The organism is Martelella mangrovi (assembly GCF_040545495.1).
GTDB classification, from domain to species: Bacteria; Pseudomonadota; Alphaproteobacteria; order Rhizobiales; family Rhizobiaceae; genus Martelella; species Martelella mangrovi.
Window position 1 is genome coordinate 65509 of sequence record NZ_JBEPLY010000005.1, and the last position, 20075, is coordinate 85583.

Here is a 20075-nt window from a genome sequence, read left to right on the forward strand (position 1 = left end):
CTCAGCCGGAGCGCTGCCAGTCCGTCTTGTGCAGCCTGTAGAGCACGTGGCGTTTCAGGTGGGGATGACTGTCGGGTGCGGAGGGATGATCGAAGTCGCCGTCAAGATCCCTGCGCATTCCGAGCCTTTCCATGACCGCCGTCGAGCGGTGGTTGTCGGCTACAGCGAAGGACACAAGCTGGTCGTGGCCGCGCTCGTCGAAGGCCAGCATGATCATGGCGCGTGCGGCCTCTGTCGCATAACCCTTGCCCCAGTGTCGGGTCACCATGCGCCAACCAAGCTCGGGCGCGTCTTCCGGTTTGATGTCCGTATTGTTGATGAGGTTCAGCCCGGTAAAGCCGATGACTTCGCCGGTGTCTTTCAGTTCGACGGCAGGGAAGCCGTAGCCGGTGTCCTCAATCATATTGCGCAGCTTGTCGAGCATCTCGTCACTCTCGGCGCGGTTCCGGCGCATCGGGAAGAACGCCATCACCGTGTCGTCGGAATTGATCTCGTGGAACAGTTCGCGGTCGCGGTCTTCCCAGTTTCGGATGATCAGACGTTCGGTTTCAGCGAGCTTCATCGGACAAATTCCTCCTGGCGATAGCCCTGAATATAGAGAAGCGCCGTCAGGTCGCCATGGTCGATACGGATTTTCGCCTGTGCGGCCACGCTGGGCTTGGCGTGAAGCGCAACCCCGGACCCCGCCAGTTCCAGCATGCCAAGGTCGTTGGCGCCGTCGCCGACGGCCATGATCTCGGTTTCGGCAATGCCGCGTTTACGGGCGACATCATGCAGCGCCTCGATCTTGGCCTGCTTGCCGAGGATCGGATCGGCGACATGGCCGGTCAGCTTTCCATCCTTTTCCAGAAGCGTGTTGGCGCGGTTTTCGTCAAAACCGATCATCGCGCCGATGCGGCTGGTGAAAACGGTAAACCCGCCGGAAACCAGTGCGGTATAGCCGCCATTGGCCTTCATCGTCGCAATCAGTTCTTTGCCGCCCGGCGTCAGCGTGATGCGCTTTTCGATGATCTCGTCGACAATGCCGATATCGAGGCCGGCAAGCAGGGCAACGCGCTCGCGCACCGCCGGCTCGAATTCGATCTCGCCGTTCATGGCACGGGCGGTAATACCCGCGACCTTGTCCTTCAGGCCGACTTCGGCGGCGAGTTCATCGATGCATTCCTGACCGATCATGGTGGAATCCATGTCGGCCAGAAGCGCCTTCTTGCGGCGGCTGTCCTGCGGCTGGATCACGATGTCGACGGGCAGGTCCCCGAGTGTCTCGCGGATGGCGGTTTCGGCTGCCTGCGCGGCCATCTGCGGCTCGAGATAAAGGTCGACCGCAATACCCGCGTTCAGCCAGTCGATCTTTTCCGGGAGAATGGCGTCGGAAACTCTGGAAACCAGCTCCGAAGTCACAACAGGATTTGACGGATTGGCGACAAGCGTGGCAACGAGAACCATGGTGAATTCCTCGGATAAAAAATGGCGTGCGGTCCTGATAACGGGGCCAACGGCGGGCGGCAAGTCCGCTTATGCACTGCGGCGTGCGCGTGAAACCGGCGGTGTGGTGATCAACGCCGACAGCATGCAGGTCTATGATACGCTGCGGGTGCTGACCGCGCGGCCTTCCACAGAAGACATGGACGGCATCGAACATCGCCTTTACGGCCATGTCGCGGCGGGCACGGATTATTCCACCGGCGCATGGCTGCGGGATGCTGCGGCGCTGATCACGCGGCTGGAGGGCGAGGGGCGCATGCCGGTCTTCGTCGGCGGCACGGGGCTTTATTTCAAGGCGCTGACCGAGGGGCTGGCCGAAATGCCGGATGTTTCGCCTGCCATCCGCGCGCATTGGCGTTCTGTTCTGGCAAGCGAAGGCCCGGAAAGGCTTCATGATATTCTCGGCAAACGCGATCCGGTCATGGCGGCACGGCTGGAGCCTGCCGATGGGCAGCGGATCGTGCGCGCGCTTGAAGTGCTTGATGCGAGCGGCCGCTCGATTGCCGAATTTCAGGCCGAAACCCCGCCGCCGCTGATCCGGCCGGACGAGGCGGAAAAAGTCGTCATCCTGCCGGAGCGGCCGGTCCTGCATGACCGCATCAACACCCGCTTTGCCGCCATGCTGGAAGAGGGCGCCGTGGAGGAGGTCCGGGCGCTGCTTGCTTTGCAACTTCCACCGGAAACACCGGTCATGCGGGCCATCGGCGTTCGCGAAGTCGCGGCGATGCTGGAAGGCGAGATGGATCGTGAGATGGTGACTGCGCGGGCGAGTGCGGCAACCCGGCAATATGCCAAGCGGCAGATGACCTGGTTTCGCAACCAGATGGGCGACGATTGGCAACGCCTTGATCCGGCTACGCTTTGAGCGTCGGAAACTAACTATAGCCTGCCTAATTTAATTTCACTGAACGGCCGGTTTGGCTATTTTTCTTGCAGTCGTGCGTTGACTGAGGCGGCAAGACCGGCTAATCACCCAAGCATGATTATGAAAGAACTTCTTATTGTGGTGGGATCGCGCATGGGCAGGATGGTGTAACCATCCGGCAGAAGCCACCCATGCGCGACGTCAGGCTCCTTGAAAGGGGCCTTTTTTTATGCCCGATAACAACGCAAGACCTTGAGACCATCGAAACGGAAAAATGACGATGACCGCGACGGATAACTTGATGACAGGCGCCGAGATCGTTTTGCAGGCGCTGAAAGAAAACGGGGTTGAACATATCTTCGGATACCCGGGCGGCGCTGTGCTGCCGATCTATGACGAAATCTTTCAGCAGGACGATATCAACCATGTGCTTGTGCGTCACGAGCAGGGCGCGGGCCATGCGGCTGAAGGCTATGCCCGTTCCACCGGCAAGGTCGGCGTCATGCTGGTCACCTCCGGTCCCGGCGCCACCAATGCGGTGACCCCGCTGCAGGATGCGCTGATGGATTCGGTTCCGCTGGTCTGCATTTCCGGCCAGGTTCCGACCACGCTGATCGGCTCCGATGCGTTTCAGGAATGCGATACGGTCGGCATTACCCGGCCCTGTACGAAATACAACTGGCTGGTCAAGGATGTGAACGACCTCGCCAATGTCATCCATGAGGCCTTCCGCATCGCCCAGAGCGGCCGTCCGGGTCCGGTCGTTGTCGATGTTCCCAAGGACGTCCAGTTCGCCAAGGGGCGTTATTCACCGCTGAAGGGTCACCCGATCCGCGAGAGCTACCGCCCGGAAGTTCAGGGCAATGCCGACGCCATTGCGGCTGCCGTCGAACTGATGTCGAAAGCCAAACGGCCGGTCCTCTATACCGGCGGCGGCGTCGTCAATTCCGGCGACGAGGCCACGCGGCTGCTGCGCGAACTGGTCGGGCTGACGAATTTCCCGATCACCTCGACGCTGATGGGGCTGGGCTGCTATCCGGCGTCCGGCAAGAACTGGCTGGGCATGCTGGGCATGCACGGGTCCTATCAGGCCAATATGGCGATGCATGACTGTGACGTCATGGTCTGTGTCGGCGCACGCTTCGATGACCGCATTACCGGCCGTGTCGATGCGTTCTCGCCGAATTCGACCAAGATCCACATCGATATCGATCCGTCCTCGATCAACAAGACCATTCATGTCGACGTGCCGATCCTCGGCGATGTCGCCCATGTGCTGGAAGAGATGGTCCGGGCCTGGCGTGCGCTGCCGGCGGAAAAGCCGTCGCTCGACGAGTGGTGGGACAATATCGAGCGCTGGCGTGCGCGTGACTGCTTTGCCTACACGCCCAACAAGGACGTGATCATGCCGCAATATGCGCTGGAGCGGCTGAATGCGGCGGTCAAGGGCCGTGATTTCTACATCACCACCGAAGTTGGCCAGCACCAGATGTGGGCGGCGCAGTTCTTCGAGTTCGAGGAACCGAAGCGCTGGATGACATCCGGCGGTCTCGGCACCATGGGCTATGGCCTGCCGTCCGCGCTCGGCGTCCAGATAGCCCACCCGGAAGCGCTTGTCATCGATGTTGCGGGTGACGCCTCGATCCAGATGTGCATTCAGGAAATGGCAGCCGCGATCCAGCACAACGCGCCGATCAAGATCTTCATCATGAACAACCAGTATATGGGTATGGTCCGCCAGTGGCAGCAACTGCTCCACGGCAACCGGCTGTCGCATTCCTATACCGAGGCGATGCCCGATTTCGTCAAGCTGGCGGAAGCCTATGGCGCGGAAGGCATTTATTGCGACAATCCAGACGATCTTGATGAGGCGATCCAGCGGATGATCGACAGTCCGAAACCGGTGATCTTCGATTGCCGCGTCGCCAATCTCGCCAATTGCTTCCCGATGATCCCGTCGGGCAGGGCGCATAACGATATGCTGCTGCCGGATGAAGCCAATGACGAAGCCGTTGCAACCGCCATCGACGCCAAGGGCCGTCAGCTCGTCTGACCCGGGGAAAGGATAGAAACAATGAACGCCAAGCTACAACCGACCGGTTCAGCCTATTTCATCTCGAGCCCGACCGCCCCGCCTGAGCGCCACACGCTTTCCGTGGTCGTGGCCAACGAACCGGGCGTTCTCGCCCGCGTGATCGGCCTCTTCTCCGGACGCGGCTACAACATCGAAAGCCTCACCGTTTCGGAAACCGAGCACGAGGCGCATCTGTCGCGCATCACCATCGTCACCAAGGGCACGCCCGACGTTCTGGAACAGATCAAGGCCCAGCTCGACCGGCAGGTGCCGGTGCACAAGGTGGTCGATCTTTCCGTCCGCGCCCGCGAACTGGGAATTGCCCCGCCGGTCGAACGCGAGGTGGCGCTGATCAAGGTGGTCGGCAATGGCGACCAGCGCCAGGAAGCGCTGCGGCTTGCCGATGCGTTTGAGGCCAAGGTGGTGGATGCCTCGGTCGAGCATTTCCTGTTCGAACTGACCGGCAAGGTTTCCAAGGTCGACCAGTTCATCGCCATCATGCGTCCGCTCGGCCTTGTCGAAATCTGCCGCACCGGCCCGGCCTCGATGAACCGCGGTCCGCATGGGATGTAACCCGTCATCTTTTGATCGGCCGCGCCGGGTCAGGGCGGTATGCTGTTTCGGCGCGGTCCACCTGCGGGAGGGGCAGGTCCATGACCAACGAAACATTGCTGGCCCTGATCGGGTTCGCGCTGGCGGCCTCCGTCACACCCGGTCCGAACAATATGATGGTGTTCGCCTCGACGGTGAATTTCGGGTTTTCCCGCACACTGCCGCATATTTCCGGCGTGGTGGCTGGCTTTGCGCTCCTCATGGCGGGGGTCGGCGCCGGGCTCGGGGCGGTCATCACTGCGTTTCCGTCGGTGCTTGTTGTCGCCAAGATCGCCGGTGCGCTCTATCTGCTGTGGATCGCCTGGAAGATCGGCACGACGCGCAAGATGGCGTCCGGCGAGGCGACGACCGGCAGGCCGCTCACCTTTTTTCAGGCGGTCGGTTTCCAGTGGGTCAATCCCAAGGGCTGGATCATGGGGCTGACGGCCATGTCCGTCTTCACCGATCCCGCCGATTATGCCCGTTCCGTGGCGATTGTCGCGATCGTGTTCGGCCTGATCACCATCCCCAGTATCTCGCTTTGGGCCGGTTTCGGCTCGGGGCTGCGCCACTGGCTCTCTTATGGCAACCGGCTGAAATGGTTCAATATCGTGATGGCGCTGGTGCTGGTGGCAAGCCTCTGGCCGATGCTGCGTTGAGCTTCCTTTCGCCTCCAGAATATCTGCCAGCCGGTGACGTGCGCGCGACAGGCGCGACATCACCGTGCCCACCGGCACGTCAAGCCGCGCGGCGATCTCGTCATAGCTGAAACCTTCGAGATCGCAGAGAACCACGATATCCCGGACGGCCGGCGGCAAGGTATCGAGCGCATCGGCAAGCATCAGCCGGTCAATTTCCACGTTTTCTTCTGCACCGTCGTCCGGCAGGTCTGCGGCGAGGTCAAGGTCAAGAAAGGAAAGCGTGTTGCGATGGCGAAAATGGTTGGCGTTGATGTGCACCATGATCGCATAGAGCCAGCCGCCGAGATTGTCGCCATGCCATTGGCATTTATGGGACAGCGCGCGTTCGATCGTATCCTGCAGCAGGTCGGCGCCGTCTTCGGCTGAGCCCGCCAGCGCGCATGCCATGCGGGCAAGTTGCGGCAGGCAGCGCTGCATTTCCGTTTCGAATAGGTCTTCCGGCGCGGCGGTTCCAGGCTGCCGCGCCGGTGTGCGATCATGCCGGGCGGGCAACCTGCCAGAGATTGCTGACGCCGTCGCCGGTGACATCGCCGGGCTTCTTGTCATTTGCCCGGAAATAGAGAGGTTCGCCATTCAAAGCCCACTGTCTCTGCCCGTCCTTGCGCACCACAAAAGAGTATTTCGAAAACGGTTGCGCGGATGGGTTGGCGAGATATAGGGGCCATTTGGCAGCACAGCTACCGTAGCACACGGATAGGTGGTTTGCGTCCTTGTCATAGGTGTAGAGCGTGCGCCCGTTCTGTCCGGCCAGAACCTGACCGTCATAAGTGTTGACGGCGCGGAACGTGTCTGTGCCGGCAAAGGCCGTGCCTGCAACGGCGACAAGCGCTGCAGCGGTGAGAATGGAAATTGTCTTCATCATATCGATCTGTCCGTTTTGCTGATCTGCGCCGCGATCTGTGTGGCGCATTCACCCGATAGACACCTCAGATCGGCGATTTATTCCCGGGCTGCCCCGATTTTTTGTTGCCCCGGGTTGGCGAATCCTGCCAAGTCACGCCATGGAGTTTTCACCGCAACAGGATGAAGCGCTGCAGGCCGTGTCGCGCTGGCTGAAGGAAGGCCGTTCGCCGGTGTTCCGGTTGTTCGGCTTCGCCGGAACCGGCAAGACCACGCTTGCGCGCTATTTTGCCGAACATGTCGATGGCGAGGTGCTGTTTGCCGCCTTCACCGGCAAGGCCGCGCAGGTGCTGCGCTCGCGCGGGGCCAGCAATGCCCGCACCATTCACTCGCTGATCTATCGCCCCAAGGGCGAGGAGATGATCGAGGACGAGGAGACCGGCAAGACGTCGGTCGCGCCGATGTTTTCCATCAACCGGCAGAGCCCGCTGGCAAAGGCGGCGCTGATCATCATCGACGAATGCTCGATGGTGGACGAAAAGCTCGGCCAGGACCTCGTCAGTTTCGGCACGCCTGTGCTGGTGCTTGGCGATCCGGGGCAGTTGCCGCCGGTTTCGGGCGGCGGTTATTTCACCAATCACGAGCCGGATTTCCTGCTGACCGAGATCCATCGGCAGGCGCGCGACAACCCGATCATCGATCTGGCCATGCGGGTGCGCGAGGGCGATGAGATACCGCATGGTGATTACGGCGAGGCGAAGGTGATTTCGCGCCGCGAAGTGACACAGGATCTGGTGCTCGATGCCGATCAGGTGCTGGTCGGCACCAACAAGACCCGGCGGCGCTACAATCAGCGTCTGCGCGAACTGAAAGGGTTTTCGCAGGTCTATCCGCAATCCGGCGACAAGCTGGTCTGCCTGCGCAACGATCCGGCCAAGGGGCTGCTCAACGGTTCGCTGTGGAAGGTGATGTCGGCATCGAAGGAAACCGTGAAGCCGGGGATCAACCTGCTGGTGAACCCGGAGGAAGACGATCCCGACCGCGGTGCGTCGCGCATCAAGCTGTTGAAGGCGGCCTTCGAAGACAGCGAAACCGAAATTCCCTGGTCAACCAAGAAGCGCTACGATGATTTTGACTACGGCTACGCGCTGACGGTCCACAAGGCGCAAGGCTCGCAGTGGAACAATGTGGTGCTGTTCGATGAAAGCTGGGCGTTCAGGGATACGCGCGAGCGTTGGCTTTATACCGCCATTACCCGGGCGGCAGAGCGACTGACGATCGTCTCCTGACATCGTGTTCGCAAGGTTCGACAAGGCCGAACCCGCATCCGCGGAGGTTGCATACGCAGTACCAGAAAAACAACGGCACCCCGACTACGCAAATACTCAAAAGGTCGGGGCATCTCGCCGCGCAACCGTCCGCTGTCTTTTTTCTAACGGCAGAACCTTACCGCTTGGTTAGCGTAGACGCGCTTTTAAAGCAGTTGGCCATAAAAAAATCCAAAGCCTGTGTTTGTCATTTAGCTGTCCGGGCACTACTCTTGACATAAACGAATTCCAGAAGCGTTTCGCCGTTGGCTGCGGCAGCAGGCGCTCAGGCAGGGTATGGATCAATCGTTATGAAAGCGCATATTGCCGCCGCATGTGTGGTTGCGGGATCGTTTACAGTTTCAGCGCAAACCGCGCAGGCACAGGACCGGTGTTCCGATATTTCGATTGCGGAGCTGAACTGGTCGTCGGCAGGGCTGGCCGCATGGGTCGACCGGATCATCCTTGAGGCCGGGTTCGACTGTACGGTCTCCATGGTCCCGGGCGATACAGACAGCGCGGTGGAGACGATGATCGAAACCGGAAAGCCGGAGATCATTCCCGAATTCTGGTTCGAGAGCGCAACGCCTGCGCTGGATGAAGCCGTGGCCGAAAAACGGGCTGCCTTTGCCGCACCGCTCCTGAGTGAGGGTGGGGTTCAGGGCTGGTGGATACCGAAATTCCTCGCCGATGCGCACCCGGAGATCACCACGGCCCAGCGGGCGCTGAAGCATCCCGAGCTTTTCATGCCGGCAGACGACGGCGACAAGCCGGCGGTGTTCAACTGTCCCGTTGGCTGGGCCTGTCGGGTCTCGACGGAGAACCTGTTTCGCGCGCTTGATGGCGCCGACAAGGGCTTTGAGCTGGTCGAGACGGAGTCGGGGACATATCTCGAACGCTCGGTCGCAAAGGCCTTTGAAGACGGTAAAGGCTGGCTTGGCTATTACTGGGCGCCAACCGCGCTTCTGGGCGAATACGACATGGTGAAGCTCAGCTTCGGCGTCGAATTCAGCAAGCAGGAATGGGACAGCTGCACGATCGTGGCCGATTGCGCCGACCCGAAGCTCAATGCCTATCCCGTTTCGGCCGTCTACACGCTGGTTTCCGGCGATTTCGCGATGGAGGGCGGCGATCTGATGGACTATTTCAATAACCGCTCATGGAGCAATGCCACCGTCAGCCAGGTGCTGGCCTGGATGAGCAATAACGACGCCGACAATGAAGGCGGCGCCCGCCATTTTCTGGAAACCTATCCGGATATCTGGAAGGCATGGCTGCCCGAAGATGTGGCGGACAAGGTCGCCCGGTCTCTTTAAGGCGCTGTCGCCGGCCAGGGCGCATCATTGCGTAAGCGGCGGCAAAACGCTATATTGATGGAACGTCGGAACATGGTTTGCGGCTTGACGGAGGTGGTCTTCGCAAGTGCGCATCCGAAATGATCAGCAAGGCGGACGCCTCTTGTTCTACGAATCGTCCGCTTTCATTTCGGGACCGTTTTCCGGCGCTTTTCATCGACAACAACGGATCGGGGCTCGAGTTTGCAGAATGATGCAACAGCGCAAGGGGCATGCCTGATCCTCGGTGGCGCCCGGTCGGGCAAGTCTGCTCAGGCGGAGAAGCTGGCAAGGGCGGCAAAGGGCGATCTTCACTATGTCGCCACGGCGCAGGTCCTCGATCCCGAAATGGAAACCCGGATTGCCCGTCATAGGGCAGAGCGCGGCAGTGCCTGGCGGACCCATGAAGTGCCGCTCGCGCTTGTCGAATGTCTTGAAAGCCTGCGGGACGAACCGCGCCCGGTGGTGTTGATCGACTGCCTGACGCTGTGGGTGAGCAATCTCATTCTTGGCGATCACGATGTCGGGCAGGCCGGTGAAAGGCTTGCGGCCTTTGTTGCCGAATGTCCCTATCCATTGTTCATCGTCGCAAATGAGGTCGGCCTTGGGATTGTGCCCGACTATGCCCTGGCGCGCCGGTTTCGCGATGAGGCCGGATTGCTGAACCAGCGAATTGCGGCTGCCGCACAGACCGTGATCTTTATGGCGGCGGGTTTGCCAATGCAGTTGAAGACTACATCATAAGCCACTGATAAATCGGGTTTTGATCGTCAAAAAACACCTTGGCGGCCATGGCCAGGCTGGAGATCGCCAGAAGCGGCCGAATGATCTTTGCGCCGCGTTTCATGGCGAGGTTCGAGCCGGTCTGGGCCCCGAGAAACTGGCCGACACCCATGACGAGACCGATCTTCCACAAGATCGCACCGCCGGCCAGGAAAACGACGAAGGCGCCGAGATTGGACGAGAGGTTGAGCAGCTTGGTGCGCGCGGTTGCCTTCAGCATGCCCAGCCCGCCAAGGGTGACGAAGGCGAGCATGAAGAACGAGCCGGTGCCCGGCCCGAAAAGACCATCGTAAAACCCGATTGCCGGAACCACCAGACCGGCAAAGAGCGGCACTGAGAGCCGCTGGTGCCGGTCGGTATCGTCAAGCCCGCTGCGCAGCGCGAAATAAAGCCCGATGCCCGCCAGCAGGAAGGGCAGGGCCGCCAGCAGCACATCGCCGGATATCACCGTTGCAAGTGCCGCGCCGACCGCGCCGCCGGCAAAGGCGAGAAGCGCCATCGGCCATTGTGTCTTCGGGTCCACCCGGCCGCCGCGGGCATAGGAGATGGTGGCCGATGTTGCGCCGAAAATGCCCTGTAGCTTGTTGGTGCCCAGCGTCTGCAGCGGCGGAATGCCGGCGATCAGCATGACGGGAATGGTGATCAGACCGGCGCCGCCGGCAATGGAATCCACAAAACCGGCGACGAACGCCGCCGCGAACAGGATGAGCAGCAGCTCGAGACTGGCTTCAAACAAACGAATGAAACTCCAAAAAGGGCAGGCAGCAGGCGCCACCGGAGACTGTCAGCGTTTTCTTTTGCGCCCGGATCGTGTAGGCCGTTTTGCGGGCTGCGCTTCAGCCGGTTACGATCTTTCAAAAAGCAGGATTCGTTTTCATGCACAAGGTAATTTTCGACACGGACCCGGGTATCGACGATGCAATGGCATTGCTTTTCCTCGAGCGTCACCCCGACATCAAGCTTCTGGGTGTGACCTCCGTCTTCGGTAACGCATCGGCTGACACGACCACCCGCAATGCGCAGTTTCTGAAGCGTGAATTCGGAATTTCGGCGCCGGTGGTGCGTGGTGCCGACGAGACCTACGATCCGGCGCGCCCGATGGCTCCGTGGCCGGTTGTGGTGCATGGCGTCAACGGTCTCGGCGATATCGAAATGCCGGAAACCATCGATGATGTGCCGCTTGATTCGCGTCCCGCATGGCAGTTCATCATTGATACGGTCCGCGCCAATCCGGGCGAGGTCGAAATTGTCGCCGTTGGCCGGATGACCAATCTGGCGCTGGCGTTAGCCCACGATCCCGAAATTGCCGGTCTGGTCAAGCAGGTGGTTGTCATGGGCGGTGCATTCGAGTGCAACGGCAATGTGACGCCGGCGGCGGAAGCCAATATTCACGGTGATCCGGAAGCCGCCGATGCGGTGTTCACCGCGCCGTGGAAGGTCGTCATTATCGGTCTCGATGTTACCATCCAGACGGTGATGACCCGCACCACCATGAAGGATCTGGCGCGGCGCGGCGGCTCGGCCGTCGAGCTTCTGGCGAAGATTTCCGATCCCTACATCGATTTCTACAGCCAGCAGGTGGATGACGGCATGGTTGTCCATGACAGCTGCGCCTGCGTCTACGTCGTCGCGCCCGAACTCTTCGGTCTGCGCGCGGGAAGCGTGCGTGTCGTGTGCGGCGGCATTGCCGATGGCCTGACGCTGCAGAAGCCCGCCGGACAGTTTTTCCCGCCAAGCCCGTGGGATGACAAGCCGGAACAGCAGGTTGCGATGACAATCGAAGCCGAAAAAGTTGTCGACCTGGTGGCTGCAACCCTGGCGCCCTGAGGAATGCGGGGCCTTCCGGCCAAACCGTTTACCTTACCGGTAGTCTCGCATTGATTGTAATTCCCGGTGCACGTAACCTGAACGACAGGGGACAATGTATCGGGGATTATCATGCGCATCGTTTTCACTGCATTTCTGTTACTCTTTGTAACCGTTTCTGCCGCCGATGCGGCGCGCAAATCCGGTGATGATATCTTTGAGCCGGGCAAGGTCGTTGCGGCCGTTAGCCTCAGAGACCAGACGATGAAAGTGATCATCGGCGGTCATGAGCGTTACCAGTGGCCGGTGTCGACCGGGCGCGGACACTATGCCACGCCGCAGGGGATTTACGGCGCGGAATGGCTTTCGAAAAACCATCGTTCGCGCAAATACAACAATGCGCCGATGCCGTATGCGATCTTCTTTCACCATGGCTATGCCGTTCACGGAACCGACCAGCTCTCCCGGCTCGGTTCGCCGGCCTCGCATGGTTGCGTGCGGCTGCACCCGGATAATGCGGCGCTGCTGTTCGACCTTGCCCGCACCATGGGCCTCGACAATGTGACGGTCGTGATCGGCGACTGAGGTTTGACGCAGGAAAACGGCGTTCGGTAAGGGCCGGGTGAACGGCAGTCCGTCGATCATCCCGTCCCGGCGGCGCTTTTGCCTGATACCGGCATGCTGGCGGCCGGGACGCGCATATCAAATGGTATTTCGAAATTCCCGAATTGGCGCGGGCGTCTTGACGGCGGCAGTGGCAGCGGGCATAACGCGGCAATGAACACGGCCCTTTGCATTATCTGCACCATTATTCGCTAGCGTCTCGCTGGCCGGCCGTCCTTGTCCTGAAATCAAGCTGAAGACAGACGACCCGGCCGGGTCGCTGGCCTGTTGACGTGCAGCAAGACTGATTTCGGGAGACTGGACATGGGCGAAGCCCTGAAGCTCTATAATACACTGACGCGCGAAAAGCAGGTTTTCGAACCGATAGACCCTGAGAATGTGCGCATGTATGTCTGCGGGCCGACGGTCTATGACTTTGCCCATATCGGCAATGCCCGCCCCGTCATCGTCTTCGACGTGCTGTACCGCTTGCTGCGTCACGTCTATGGCGAGGCGCACGTTACCTATGTGCGCAACATCACCGATGTCGACGACAAGATCAACGCACGGGCCAGGCGCGACTATCCGGACCTGCCGCTGAACGAGGCGATCCGCAATGTGACGGAAAAGACCGCCGATCAGTTCCACAAGGATATCGCCGCACTCGGCGTTCTGCCGCCCACAATCGAGCCGCGGGCGACCGAGCATATCGACGGCATGGTGGCGATGATTCAGACGTTGATCGACAAGGGCAATGCCTATGTGGCCGACGGCGCTGAGGGCAAGGAAGTGCTGTTCGACGTGCCATCCATGCCCGATTACGGCAGGCTGTCGCGCCGCAACCTTGAAGACCAGCAGGCGGGCGCGCGCATCGCCGTGGAAAGCCACAAGAAAAGTCCGGCCGACTTCGTGCTGTGGAAGGAAAGCGCGGCCGATGAACCCGGCTGGGATGGCGCCTTCACCGTCAACGACGAAACCGCCGTCATCCACGGCAGGCCCGGCTGGCATATCGAATGCTCGGTGATGTCGGAACAGCATCTCGGTGAAACCTTCGACATCCACGGCGGTGGCCTCGACCTGATCTTCCCTCACCACGAAAACGAGATCGCCCAGTCCTGCTCGGCCCACGGCAACCACGTGATGGCCAATGTCTGGATGCATAACGGCTTCGTCCAGGTCGAAGGCCGCAAGATGGCCAAGTCGGAAGGCAACTTTTTCACCATCCACGAACTGCTGGAAACGGAAAATTTCGGTGGCCGCAAATGGCCGGGCGAAGTGCTGCGTCTGGCGATGCTGATGACGCACTATCGCGAACCGATCGACTTTTCCGTGAAGCGGTTGGAGGAGGCCGAAAATATTTACCGTCGCTGGGCATCAATTTCACTCGGAGTAAACACATCTGGATACTCACTTGAACCCCAACACCCACTCCTGGACGACCTAAACACTCCGCAATTTATTTCCAAGATGCAGGGGCTATTCAAAGAGGCGAAGAAGGGGGACGGTCAAGCAGCAGTAAGCTTTAAGCTCGGTCTTCAGCTACTTGGGTTCGACGAAATTGAATATGCTTCGCAAGACGTTGCTAACTTTCTTGTCGAGGATGCTCTTCGCGAAGAAATCGAGAAAAAGCTCAAGGATCGCCTCGATTTCATCCGTGAGAAAAACTGGGCCGAAGCGGACCGTATTCGCGATGAGCTGGCATCTCAGGGAATTCAGCTAAAGGATTCAAAAAACAAGGAAACCGGCGAACGGGAAACCACCTGGGAGGTCAAGCGTTGAGCGCTTTCTCCTCTCTTTGCCGGAATCTGATCACGCTGCCGCTTCCTACGGCGTCATCCTCGGGCTTGACCCGAGGATCCAATCCCGTCTGGCGCGACAGGAGTGAGCAGGTCTTGCGCCCCGTATCGCAACGGCTGAGGTCCATCGCCCGCGCCGGCCATGCGGAGCGGGGCGTGGATGCGCGGGTCAAGCCCGAGCATGACGCTGGTGGATGGGATGGGCGGTTTTTGAAAGACCTGAAGTCCGGAAAGCCGAGGCCCGACAGTGGCAGAACCATTCCGAGCCGGAGGCAGACGGAAAAAGGCGAAGAAGACGGGAAGGCCGGCGGTTCGGTAAATCCCGTTTTCCCTGCGCTCCGCAATCTGCATTCCATGCAATATGGGAGGTTTGTTTATGACGGCTGACACATTTTCCGGCGGATGCCAGTGCGGCGCGGTGCGGTTTCGCGCCGGCCACCTCGGACGTCCGTCAATCTGCCATTGCCGTATGTGCCAGAAGGCGTTCGGCAGTTTCTTCGGGCCGCTGGTATCCGCCGATATCGCGCATCTGACATGGACGCGCGGCAAGCCGAAGCTTTTCAGGTCGTCGGCAAAGATCCTGCGTGGCTTCTGCGAGCACTGCGGCACGCCGCTGACCTATCAGCACCCGAACGGCATCGAACTTGCCATCGGCGCGTTTGATGAACCGGAGCATTTCGAGCCGCGGGTTCAGGTCAACCATGAAAGCCGCTTGCCCTGGATCGACCATCTTTTCGAAAAGCCGGCACGCAAGCAGGCCCTTGAGGAAACCGACATCGTTTCCTTTCAGCACCCCGACCACGATACCGAAAAATGGCCGCCCGATGATGAGGCTGACGCCGGATAACAAGGCTGAATACGGCCGATTTCAGGGATGGAGACCCAGGATATGGAAAAGTGCGAGCGCATCTATCTGTTTGACACCACGTTGCGCGACGGCCAGCAGACGCCGGGCATCGACTTTTCGGTCGAGGACAAGATCGCCATTGCCAACCTGCTGGATCAGGCCGGTATCGATTATGTCGAAGGGGGATATCCGGGCGCCAACCCGACGGATAATGCTTTTTTCGCCGAAAAACGGACCGAAAGCGCAAGGATGACCGCTTTCGGCATGACCAAGCGCGCAGGTGTTTCGGCCTCCAATGATCCGGGCCTTGCCGCGCTGATCGGCTCTCAAAGCGACGCGGTCTGTCTGGTCGCCAAGAGCTGGGATTATCATGTTTCCGTGGCGCTTGGCATTTCGAACGAAGAAAACCTTACCTGCATATCGGAAAGCGTTGCCGCCGTTGCCGCGTCCGGCAAGGAGGCGATGGTTGACTGCGAACATTTCTTCGACGGCTACAAGGCCAACCGGGACTATGCGCTGGCCTGTGCCAAAGCCGCTTATGATGCCGGCGCGCGCTGGGTGGTGCTGTGCGACACCAATGGCGGAACGCAGCCGGACGAGGTCGCCGAAATCATCGCCGATGTGATCGCCGCGGGCATTCCGGGGGCATGTCTCGGCATCCATGCGCACAACGATACCGGACAGGCGGTCGCCAATTCGCTTGCCGCTGTGCGCGCCGGGGTCCGGCAGGTTCAGGGCACGCTGAACGGCATCGGAGAGCGCTGCGGCAATGCCAATATCATCACGCTGGCCGCCACGCTTGCGCTCAAGGAACGCTACAGCGAACGCTATGCGCTTGGCCTCGATGAAGCCCGCCTTGCGGAACTGAGCGCGCTGTCCCATGGCTTTGACGAGTTGCTGAACCGTGCGCCCGATCCGCAGCTGCCCTACGTCGGCGCCTCGGCCTTTGCCACCAAGGCCGGTATCCATGCATCCGCACTTTTGAAGGACCCGCGCACCTATGAGCATGTGGCCCCGGAAAAGGTCGGCAACACGCGCAAGGTGATGGTCTCCGATCAGGGCGGAAAATCCAACTTCATCAACGAGCTGAACCGTCGCGGCATCACCGTCGCCAAGGATGATCCGCGTCTCGACAAGCTGATCGCCATCGTCAAGGAACGCGAATCCATGGGCTATGCCTATGAGGGGGCCGATGCCAGTTTCGAGCTTCTGGCGCTGCGGGAGCTGGGGTCGGTTCCGCATTTCTTTCATGTCGACAGTTTTCGGGTGATGGTCGAGCGCCGCTATGACAGCCATGGCCGGATCAAGACCGTATCGGAAGCGGTGGTGAAGCTTGAAATCGACGGCCGGCCGGTGATGTCCGTGTCGGAAGGCGATGGCCCCGTCAACGCGCTCGACAAGGCTTTTCGCAAGGACCTCGGCAAGTTCCAGTCCGAAATCGCCGATCTGAAGCTGGCCGACTACAAGGTGCGTATCCTCAACGGCGGCACGGAGGCGATCACGCGTGTTCTGATCGAGAGTATCGATGATGACGGCGTGCGCTGGTGGACTGTGGGCGTGTCGGAAAACATTATCGATGCCTCGTTCCAGGCGCTGATGGATTCCATCATCTTCAAACTGATGAAGAACCGCAGGCTTGCAGGCCGCGTCGCCGCGGAATGACCGGATCCGTCCTGCATGCGGTGGCGCGACATTACCAGAATTGATGCATGCTTCACCGAAACCGGGTGGCGTGCGCCGTCATCTGCCGGTATTGGCATCTGGTAACCAGATAGGACAATGCCATGTCGGCCGATGAGATTGATACAACCGTGACGCCACCGGCAGCAACTGTCGCCGACGGCGATACGGCCAAGGGCTTTTTGCTGGCGCTGACGGTGTTTTTGATGTGGGGCTTTCTGCCGCTCTATCTGAAACTGGTCGCCGACCTGCCGCCGATGGAGGTGCTGGCCCACCGCATCATCTGGTCCGTGCCCTTTGCCGGCGCGATTGTCGGGCTGGCGCGGCAGGGTGGGGAAATCCGCGCGGCGTGCCGGAAACCGAAGGTTCTGACGATTGTCGGGCTCAGCAGCGTCTTCATCTGCGTCAACTGGGGCACTTATATCTGGGCCGTCAGCAATGACCATACGGTCGATGCCGCTCTTGGCTATTTCATCAATCCGCTGTTTTCGGTCGCGCTGGCGGCGGTGATCCTGCGGGAACGGCTTTCGCGGCCCCAGCTTGTGGCAATCGCGCTGGCGGTCGTTGCCGTGACCATTCTGGCGGTCGAGGTCGGAAGCCTGCCCGTGGTGGCGCTGTTGCTGCCGTTTTCCTTCGGCATGTATGCCTTCCTGCACAAGATCGTGCCCATTGGCGGCAATCCGGGTTTCACGCTGGAAGCGCTGATCATGAGCCTGCCGGCGGCGGTCTACATCGTCTGGCTGGAAATCAGCGGCAATGGCCATTTCCTGGAGACGCCGATGACGACGTTTCTGCTGGTCGGCTGCGGGGCGGTCACCGCCATTCCGCTGATGATCTATGCAAACGCCGCCAAACTGCTGAAACTGTCGACCATCGGCATCATGCAGTATGTCGCGCCGAGCCTGATTTTCCTGATCGCCGTGTTTGTGTTTCACGAGCCGCTGGAGCCGTCAAAACTGATCGCTTTCATGCTGATTTGGACGGCCCTTGCCATTTACACGACGTCGATGTTCCGCGCGCGCCGCCGGTCGTCAAGATAACGTGCCGGGACCAAAAAATCCGAAGGACGCCCCAACAGGGTGACTGTCTGATCGGGCGTCATCTCCACTGCGCATATTGCCAGCGGGTTTCAGGGTCGCTGGCTGTGATTTCAGGCAGCGGCTTCTTCGTCCAGTCGGTTGGCGCGTGCGGCTGCCGGGCGGTCTTTGATCCGGTCTGCATAGGCCTGAAATGACGGCCTGTTGTCGCCGAGCGTGCCAAACTGGATCCCCCAAACAATCTGTGCCCCGACATAGACATCGGCGGCGGTAAAGCTGTCGCCGGCAATATAGGGACTTTCACGCAGCCTGAGATCGAGTGTGTTCAGGACATTCTCGAGATTGCCATATCCAACCACGCGCTCCTTTTCCGGCGGCGGAACGAAGCCGAGCGCCTTGTTGGAAAGGGCAGTCTCCAGCGGCCCGGCGCCGAAAAACAGCCAGCGGTAATAATCGGCGCGCTGGTGCGGCGGCGGTGCAAGACCGGCTTGCGGAAAGGCGTCGGCCAGATAGGCGCAGATCGCCGCGCATTCCGTGACAACATGGCCGTCATGGACGATGGCGGGAACCTTTCCCATCGGGTTGATGGCGAGATAGGCCGCATCCTTCATCGTGCCGTTATAGGTCAGGATATGCGTCTCGTATTCGATACCCGTTTCTTCCAGCATCCAGCGCACGATGCGCCCGCGTGACATCGGGTTGGTATAAAACTGAACCAGGCTCAATGCGTGTCTTCATGTTCTTGTTTTGTTCGTAATGTATACCGGATTAATCCGATATGTAAACGACTGTCAAGACAACAAAAAACCCGGCGCGAAGGCCGGGTTCTTCGGTGTCGAACTGTGTCTGCCTCAGGCGGCCATGGCCTTCTGCAGGTTTTCGTCGATCTTGTCGAGGAAGGCGGTGGTCGACAGCCAGGGCTGGTCGGGGCCGATCAGCAGCGCCAGGTCCTTGGTCATGTGGCCGCTTTCGACGGTGTCGATGCAGACCTTTTCAAGCGTGAGAGCAAATTCGGTCAGCTCTTCATTGCCGTCGAGCTTGCCGCGATGGGCAAGGCCGCGCGTCCATGCGAAGATCGAGGCGATCGAGTTGGTCGAGGTTTCCTGACCTTTCTGATGCTGGCGATAGTGACGGGTCACCGTGCCGTGGGCGGCTTCGGCTTCAACCGTTTGACCATCCGGCGTCATCAGAACCGAGGTCATCAGGCCGAGCGAGCCGAAGCCCTGGGCAACGATGTCGGACTGGACGTCGCCGTCATAGTTCTTGCAGGCCCAGACATAACCGCCGGACCATTTCAGGGCGGAAGCGACCATGTCGTCGATCAGGCGGTGTTCGTACCAGATCTTCTTGGCTTCGAACTGATCCTTGAACTCGGCGTCGAAGACTTCCTGGAACAGATCCTTGAAGCGGCCGTCATAGGCTTTCAGGATGGTGTTCTTGGTCGACAGATAGCAGGGAACGCCGCGCTGAAGCGAATAGTTGAACGAAGCGCGGGCGAAATCGCGGATCGAATCATCAAGGTTGTACATCGCCATGGCAACGCCGGAGGAGGGGGCGTCGTAGACTTCGTGTTCGATCTCCTGGCCGTCATCGCCGACGAACTTGATCGACAGCTTGCCCTTGCCGGGGAACTTGAAATCGGTCGCGCGATACTGGTCGCCGAAGGCGTGACGGCCGACGATGATCGGCTGGGTCCAGCCGGGAACCAGGCGCGGCACGTTCTGCATGATGATCGGCTCGCGGAAGATGACGCCGCCGAGAATGTTGCGGATCGTGCCGTTGGGCGAACGCCACATCTTCTTCAGGCCGAATTCCTCGACGCGGGCTTCATCCGGCGTGATGGTTGCGCATTTGATGCCGACGCCGTGCTTCTTGATGGCGTTGGCGGCGTCAACGGTAACCTGATCGTCGGTGGCGTCGCGGTTCTGGACCGAAAGGTCGTAATATTCGATCGGCAGATCGAGATACGGGAAAATCAGTTTTTCCTTGATGAACTGCCAGATGATGCGTGTCATTTCATCGCCGTCGAGATCGACAACCGGGTTTGCCACCTTGATCTTCGTCATTATCCATCCTCGTCTAGCGGGGCGCACGGTTGCCCCCCGATGTTTCAATAAGCCACGAGGGCTATAGCATTGCGATGCCGGTGAAAAAAGGCGTTCACGCGCTAAACTTTGGTAAAAAACGGTCGATTTTTCCGACCACCGGAGATTGGGACGCGCAAAGCCCGGGACCGCAATTCATCAATTTGCCGCAGTTTGGGAACATGCGCCCGCCACCTGACGCCGTGGCGTTGCAGTCGAAACCATCAAAAGTAGCAATGTAA

Annotated in this window: 19 protein-coding genes and 1 pseudogene; 13 read left to right on the top strand and 7 right to left on the bottom strand. The window is 60.0% G+C overall.

Annotated features, from left to right (window positions below):
- Position 1 precedes the first annotated feature (1 nt).
- Both ABID12_RS09255 and serB read right to left on the bottom strand, forming a co-directional pair.
- Positions 2 to 562, bottom strand: a complete 561-nt coding sequence (locus tag ABID12_RS09255; protein ID WP_354433987.1) for a GNAT family N-acetyltransferase — start codon at positions 560 to 562, stop codon at positions 2 to 4.
- A complete protein-coding gene (gene serB / locus ABID12_RS09260; protein ID WP_354433988.1) occupies positions 559 to 1446 on the bottom strand; it encodes a phosphoserine phosphatase SerB in 888 nt (295 codons plus the stop codon). The genes ABID12_RS09255 and serB overlap by 4 nt, the downstream gene beginning before the upstream one ends.
- Between serB and miaA the strand changes: the two genes are divergently transcribed.
- The 4 genes from miaA to ABID12_RS09280 all read left to right on the top strand — a co-directional run bounded on the left by miaA (position 1445) and on the right by ABID12_RS09280 (position 5674).
- Positions 1445 to 2350, top strand: a complete 906-nt coding sequence (gene miaA / locus ABID12_RS09265) for a tRNA (adenosine(37)-N6)-dimethylallyltransferase MiaA (protein ID WP_354434118.1) — start codon at positions 1445 to 1447, stop codon at positions 2348 to 2350. The two genes, serB and miaA, sit on opposite strands and share 2 nt — an antisense overlap.
- Before the next feature lie 280 nt (positions 2351 to 2630).
- Positions 2631 to 4403, top strand: coding sequence for an acetolactate synthase 3 large subunit (locus tag ABID12_RS09270; protein WP_354433989.1), 1773 nt, complete (start codon positions 2631 to 2633; stop codon positions 4401 to 4403).
- A gap of 21 nt (positions 4404 to 4424) precedes the next feature.
- Positions 4425 to 4997, top strand: coding sequence for an acetolactate synthase small subunit (gene ilvN, locus ABID12_RS09275; protein ID WP_354433990.1), 573 nt, complete (start codon positions 4425 to 4427; stop codon positions 4995 to 4997).
- A gap of 80 nt (positions 4998 to 5077) precedes the next feature.
- The gene (locus tag ABID12_RS09280; RefSeq protein ID WP_354433991.1) at positions 5078 to 5674 is read left to right on the top strand and encodes a LysE family translocator; all 597 of its coding nucleotides are present in this window, start codon (positions 5078 to 5080) and stop codon (positions 5672 to 5674) included.
- 81 nt (positions 5675 to 5755) lie between these two features.
- On the opposite strand, the pseudogene ABID12_RS09285 reads toward ABID12_RS09280, so the two are convergent.
- Together ABID12_RS09285 and ABID12_RS09290 are read right to left on the bottom strand one after the other, a co-directional pair.
- A pseudogene (locus ABID12_RS09285) lies at positions 5756 to 6289 on the bottom strand (RNA polymerase sigma factor); the annotation flags it as partial.
- Entirely contained in the window at positions 6192 to 6578 is a 387-nt protein-coding gene (locus ABID12_RS09290) for a COG4315 family predicted lipoprotein (protein ID WP_354433992.1), read from the bottom strand. The gene ABID12_RS09290 and the pseudogene ABID12_RS09285, both read right to left, overlap by 98 nt.
- A 139-nt stretch (positions 6579 to 6717) precedes the next feature.
- Between ABID12_RS09290 and ABID12_RS09295 the strand changes: the two genes are divergently transcribed.
- The 3 genes from ABID12_RS09295 (at position 6718) to cobU (ending at position 9941) form a co-directional block, all read left to right on the top strand.
- Complete coding sequence (locus ABID12_RS09295) at positions 6718 to 7845, top strand: ATP-dependent DNA helicase (RefSeq protein ID WP_106311149.1); 1128 nt, start codon at positions 6718 to 6720, stop codon at positions 7843 to 7845.
- Between the two features lie 329 nt (positions 7846 to 8174).
- Positions 8175 to 9179: a glycine betaine ABC transporter substrate-binding protein gene (locus tag ABID12_RS09300; RefSeq protein WP_354433993.1), complete on the top strand. Its 1005-nt coding sequence runs from the start codon at positions 8175 to 8177 to the stop codon at positions 9177 to 9179.
- 222 nt (positions 9180 to 9401) lie between these two features.
- The gene (gene cobU / locus ABID12_RS09305) at positions 9402 to 9941 is read left to right on the top strand and encodes a bifunctional adenosylcobinamide kinase/adenosylcobinamide-phosphate guanylyltransferase (RefSeq protein WP_354433994.1); all 540 of its coding nucleotides are present in this window, start codon (positions 9402 to 9404) and stop codon (positions 9939 to 9941) included.
- Here the strand turns inward: cobU and ABID12_RS09310 are convergent.
- Positions 9931 to 10716 carry a TSUP family transporter gene (locus tag ABID12_RS09310; RefSeq protein ID WP_319519980.1) on the bottom strand — a complete coding sequence of 262 codons (786 nt, stop codon included), beginning with the start codon at positions 10714 to 10716 and terminating at the stop codon, positions 9931 to 9933. The genes cobU and ABID12_RS09310 overlap by 11 nt on opposite strands.
- A 140-nt stretch (positions 10717 to 10856) precedes the next feature.
- On the opposite strand from ABID12_RS09310, the gene ABID12_RS09315 reads away from it, so the two are divergent.
- The 6 genes from ABID12_RS09315 to rarD all read left to right on the top strand — a co-directional run bounded on the left by ABID12_RS09315 (position 10857) and on the right by rarD (position 17752).
- On the top strand, positions 10857 to 11807 hold the full coding sequence (locus ABID12_RS09315) for a nucleoside hydrolase (protein ID WP_354433995.1): 951 nt from the start codon (positions 10857 to 10859) through the stop codon (positions 11805 to 11807).
- 111 nt (positions 11808 to 11918) lie between these two features.
- On the top strand, positions 11919 to 12371 hold the full coding sequence (locus ABID12_RS09320) for a L,D-transpeptidase (RefSeq protein WP_354433996.1): 453 nt from the start codon (positions 11919 to 11921) through the stop codon (positions 12369 to 12371).
- Positions 12372 to 12713: 342 nt separating this feature from the next.
- On the top strand, positions 12714 to 14168 hold the full coding sequence (gene cysS / locus ABID12_RS09325; RefSeq protein WP_354433997.1) for a cysteine--tRNA ligase: 1455 nt from the start codon (positions 12714 to 12716) through the stop codon (positions 14166 to 14168).
- Between the two features lie 393 nt (positions 14169 to 14561).
- A complete protein-coding gene (locus tag ABID12_RS09330; protein WP_354433998.1) occupies positions 14562 to 15032 on the top strand; it encodes a GFA family protein in 471 nt (156 codons plus the stop codon).
- A 42-nt stretch (positions 15033 to 15074) separates the two neighbouring features.
- Positions 15075 to 16694: a citramalate synthase gene (gene cimA, locus ABID12_RS09335; RefSeq protein ID WP_354433999.1), complete on the top strand. Its 1620-nt coding sequence runs from the start codon at positions 15075 to 15077 to the stop codon at positions 16692 to 16694.
- A gap of 122 nt (positions 16695 to 16816) precedes the next feature.
- Positions 16817 to 17752 carry an EamA family transporter RarD gene (rarD, locus tag ABID12_RS09340; protein WP_354434000.1) on the top strand — a complete coding sequence of 312 codons (936 nt, stop codon included), beginning with the start codon at positions 16817 to 16819 and terminating at the stop codon, positions 17750 to 17752.
- Between the two features lie 110 nt (positions 17753 to 17862).
- Here the strand turns inward: rarD and ABID12_RS09345 are convergent, their stop codons facing one another.
- Both ABID12_RS09345 and ABID12_RS09350 read right to left on the bottom strand, forming a co-directional pair.
- Positions 17863 to 18474 (bottom strand): glutathione S-transferase family protein, encoded by a 612-nt coding sequence (locus ABID12_RS09345; protein ID WP_354434001.1) that lies wholly within the window; start codon positions 18472 to 18474, stop codon positions 17863 to 17865.
- A gap of 126 nt (positions 18475 to 18600) precedes the next feature.
- Complete coding sequence (locus ABID12_RS09350) at positions 18601 to 19815, bottom strand: NADP-dependent isocitrate dehydrogenase (RefSeq protein ID WP_354434002.1); 1215 nt, start codon at positions 19813 to 19815, stop codon at positions 18601 to 18603.
- Positions 19816 to 20075 lie beyond the last annotated feature (260 nt).

What these genes read in the sequence shown, in the direction of transcription:
- ABID12_RS09255 (WP_354433987.1), bottom strand. Translation starts at nt 562, where the DNA reads ATGAAGCTCGCTGAAACCGAACGTCTGATCATCCGAAACTGGGAAGAC.
- miaA (WP_354434118.1), top strand. Translation starts at nt 1,445, where the DNA reads ATGGTGAATTCCTCGGATAAAAAATGGCGTGCGGTCCTGATAACGGGG.
- serB (WP_354433988.1), bottom strand. Translation starts at nt 1,446, where the DNA reads ATGGTTCTCGTTGCCACGCTTGTCGCCAATCCGTCAAATCCTGTTGTG.
- ABID12_RS09270 (WP_354433989.1), top strand. Translation starts at nt 2,631, where the DNA reads ATGACCGCGACGGATAACTTGATGACAGGCGCCGAGATCGTTTTGCAG.
- ilvN (WP_354433990.1), top strand. Translation starts at nt 4,425, where the DNA reads ATGAACGCCAAGCTACAACCGACCGGTTCAGCCTATTTCATCTCGAGC.
- ABID12_RS09280 (WP_354433991.1), top strand. Translation starts at nt 5,078, where the DNA reads ATGACCAACGAAACATTGCTGGCCCTGATCGGGTTCGCGCTGGCGGCC.
- ABID12_RS09290 (WP_354433992.1), bottom strand. Translation starts at nt 6,578, where the DNA reads ATGATGAAGACAATTTCCATTCTCACCGCTGCAGCGCTTGTCGCCGTT.
- ABID12_RS09295 (WP_106311149.1), top strand. Translation starts at nt 6,718, where the DNA reads ATGGAGTTTTCACCGCAACAGGATGAAGCGCTGCAGGCCGTGTCGCGC.
- ABID12_RS09300 (WP_354433993.1), top strand. Translation starts at nt 8,175, where the DNA reads ATGAAAGCGCATATTGCCGCCGCATGTGTGGTTGCGGGATCGTTTACA.
- ABID12_RS09315 (WP_354433995.1), top strand. Translation starts at nt 10,857, where the DNA reads ATGCACAAGGTAATTTTCGACACGGACCCGGGTATCGACGATGCAATG.
- ABID12_RS09320 (WP_354433996.1), top strand. Translation starts at nt 11,919, where the DNA reads ATGCGCATCGTTTTCACTGCATTTCTGTTACTCTTTGTAACCGTTTCT.
- cysS (WP_354433997.1), top strand. Translation starts at nt 12,714, where the DNA reads ATGGGCGAAGCCCTGAAGCTCTATAATACACTGACGCGCGAAAAGCAG.
- ABID12_RS09330 (WP_354433998.1), top strand. Translation starts at nt 14,562, where the DNA reads ATGACGGCTGACACATTTTCCGGCGGATGCCAGTGCGGCGCGGTGCGG.
- cimA (WP_354433999.1), top strand. Translation starts at nt 15,075, where the DNA reads ATGGAAAAGTGCGAGCGCATCTATCTGTTTGACACCACGTTGCGCGAC.
- rarD (WP_354434000.1), top strand. Translation starts at nt 16,817, where the DNA reads ATGTCGGCCGATGAGATTGATACAACCGTGACGCCACCGGCAGCAACT.
- ABID12_RS09350 (WP_354434002.1), bottom strand. Translation starts at nt 19,815, where the DNA reads ATGACGAAGATCAAGGTGGCAAACCCGGTTGTCGATCTCGACGGCGAT.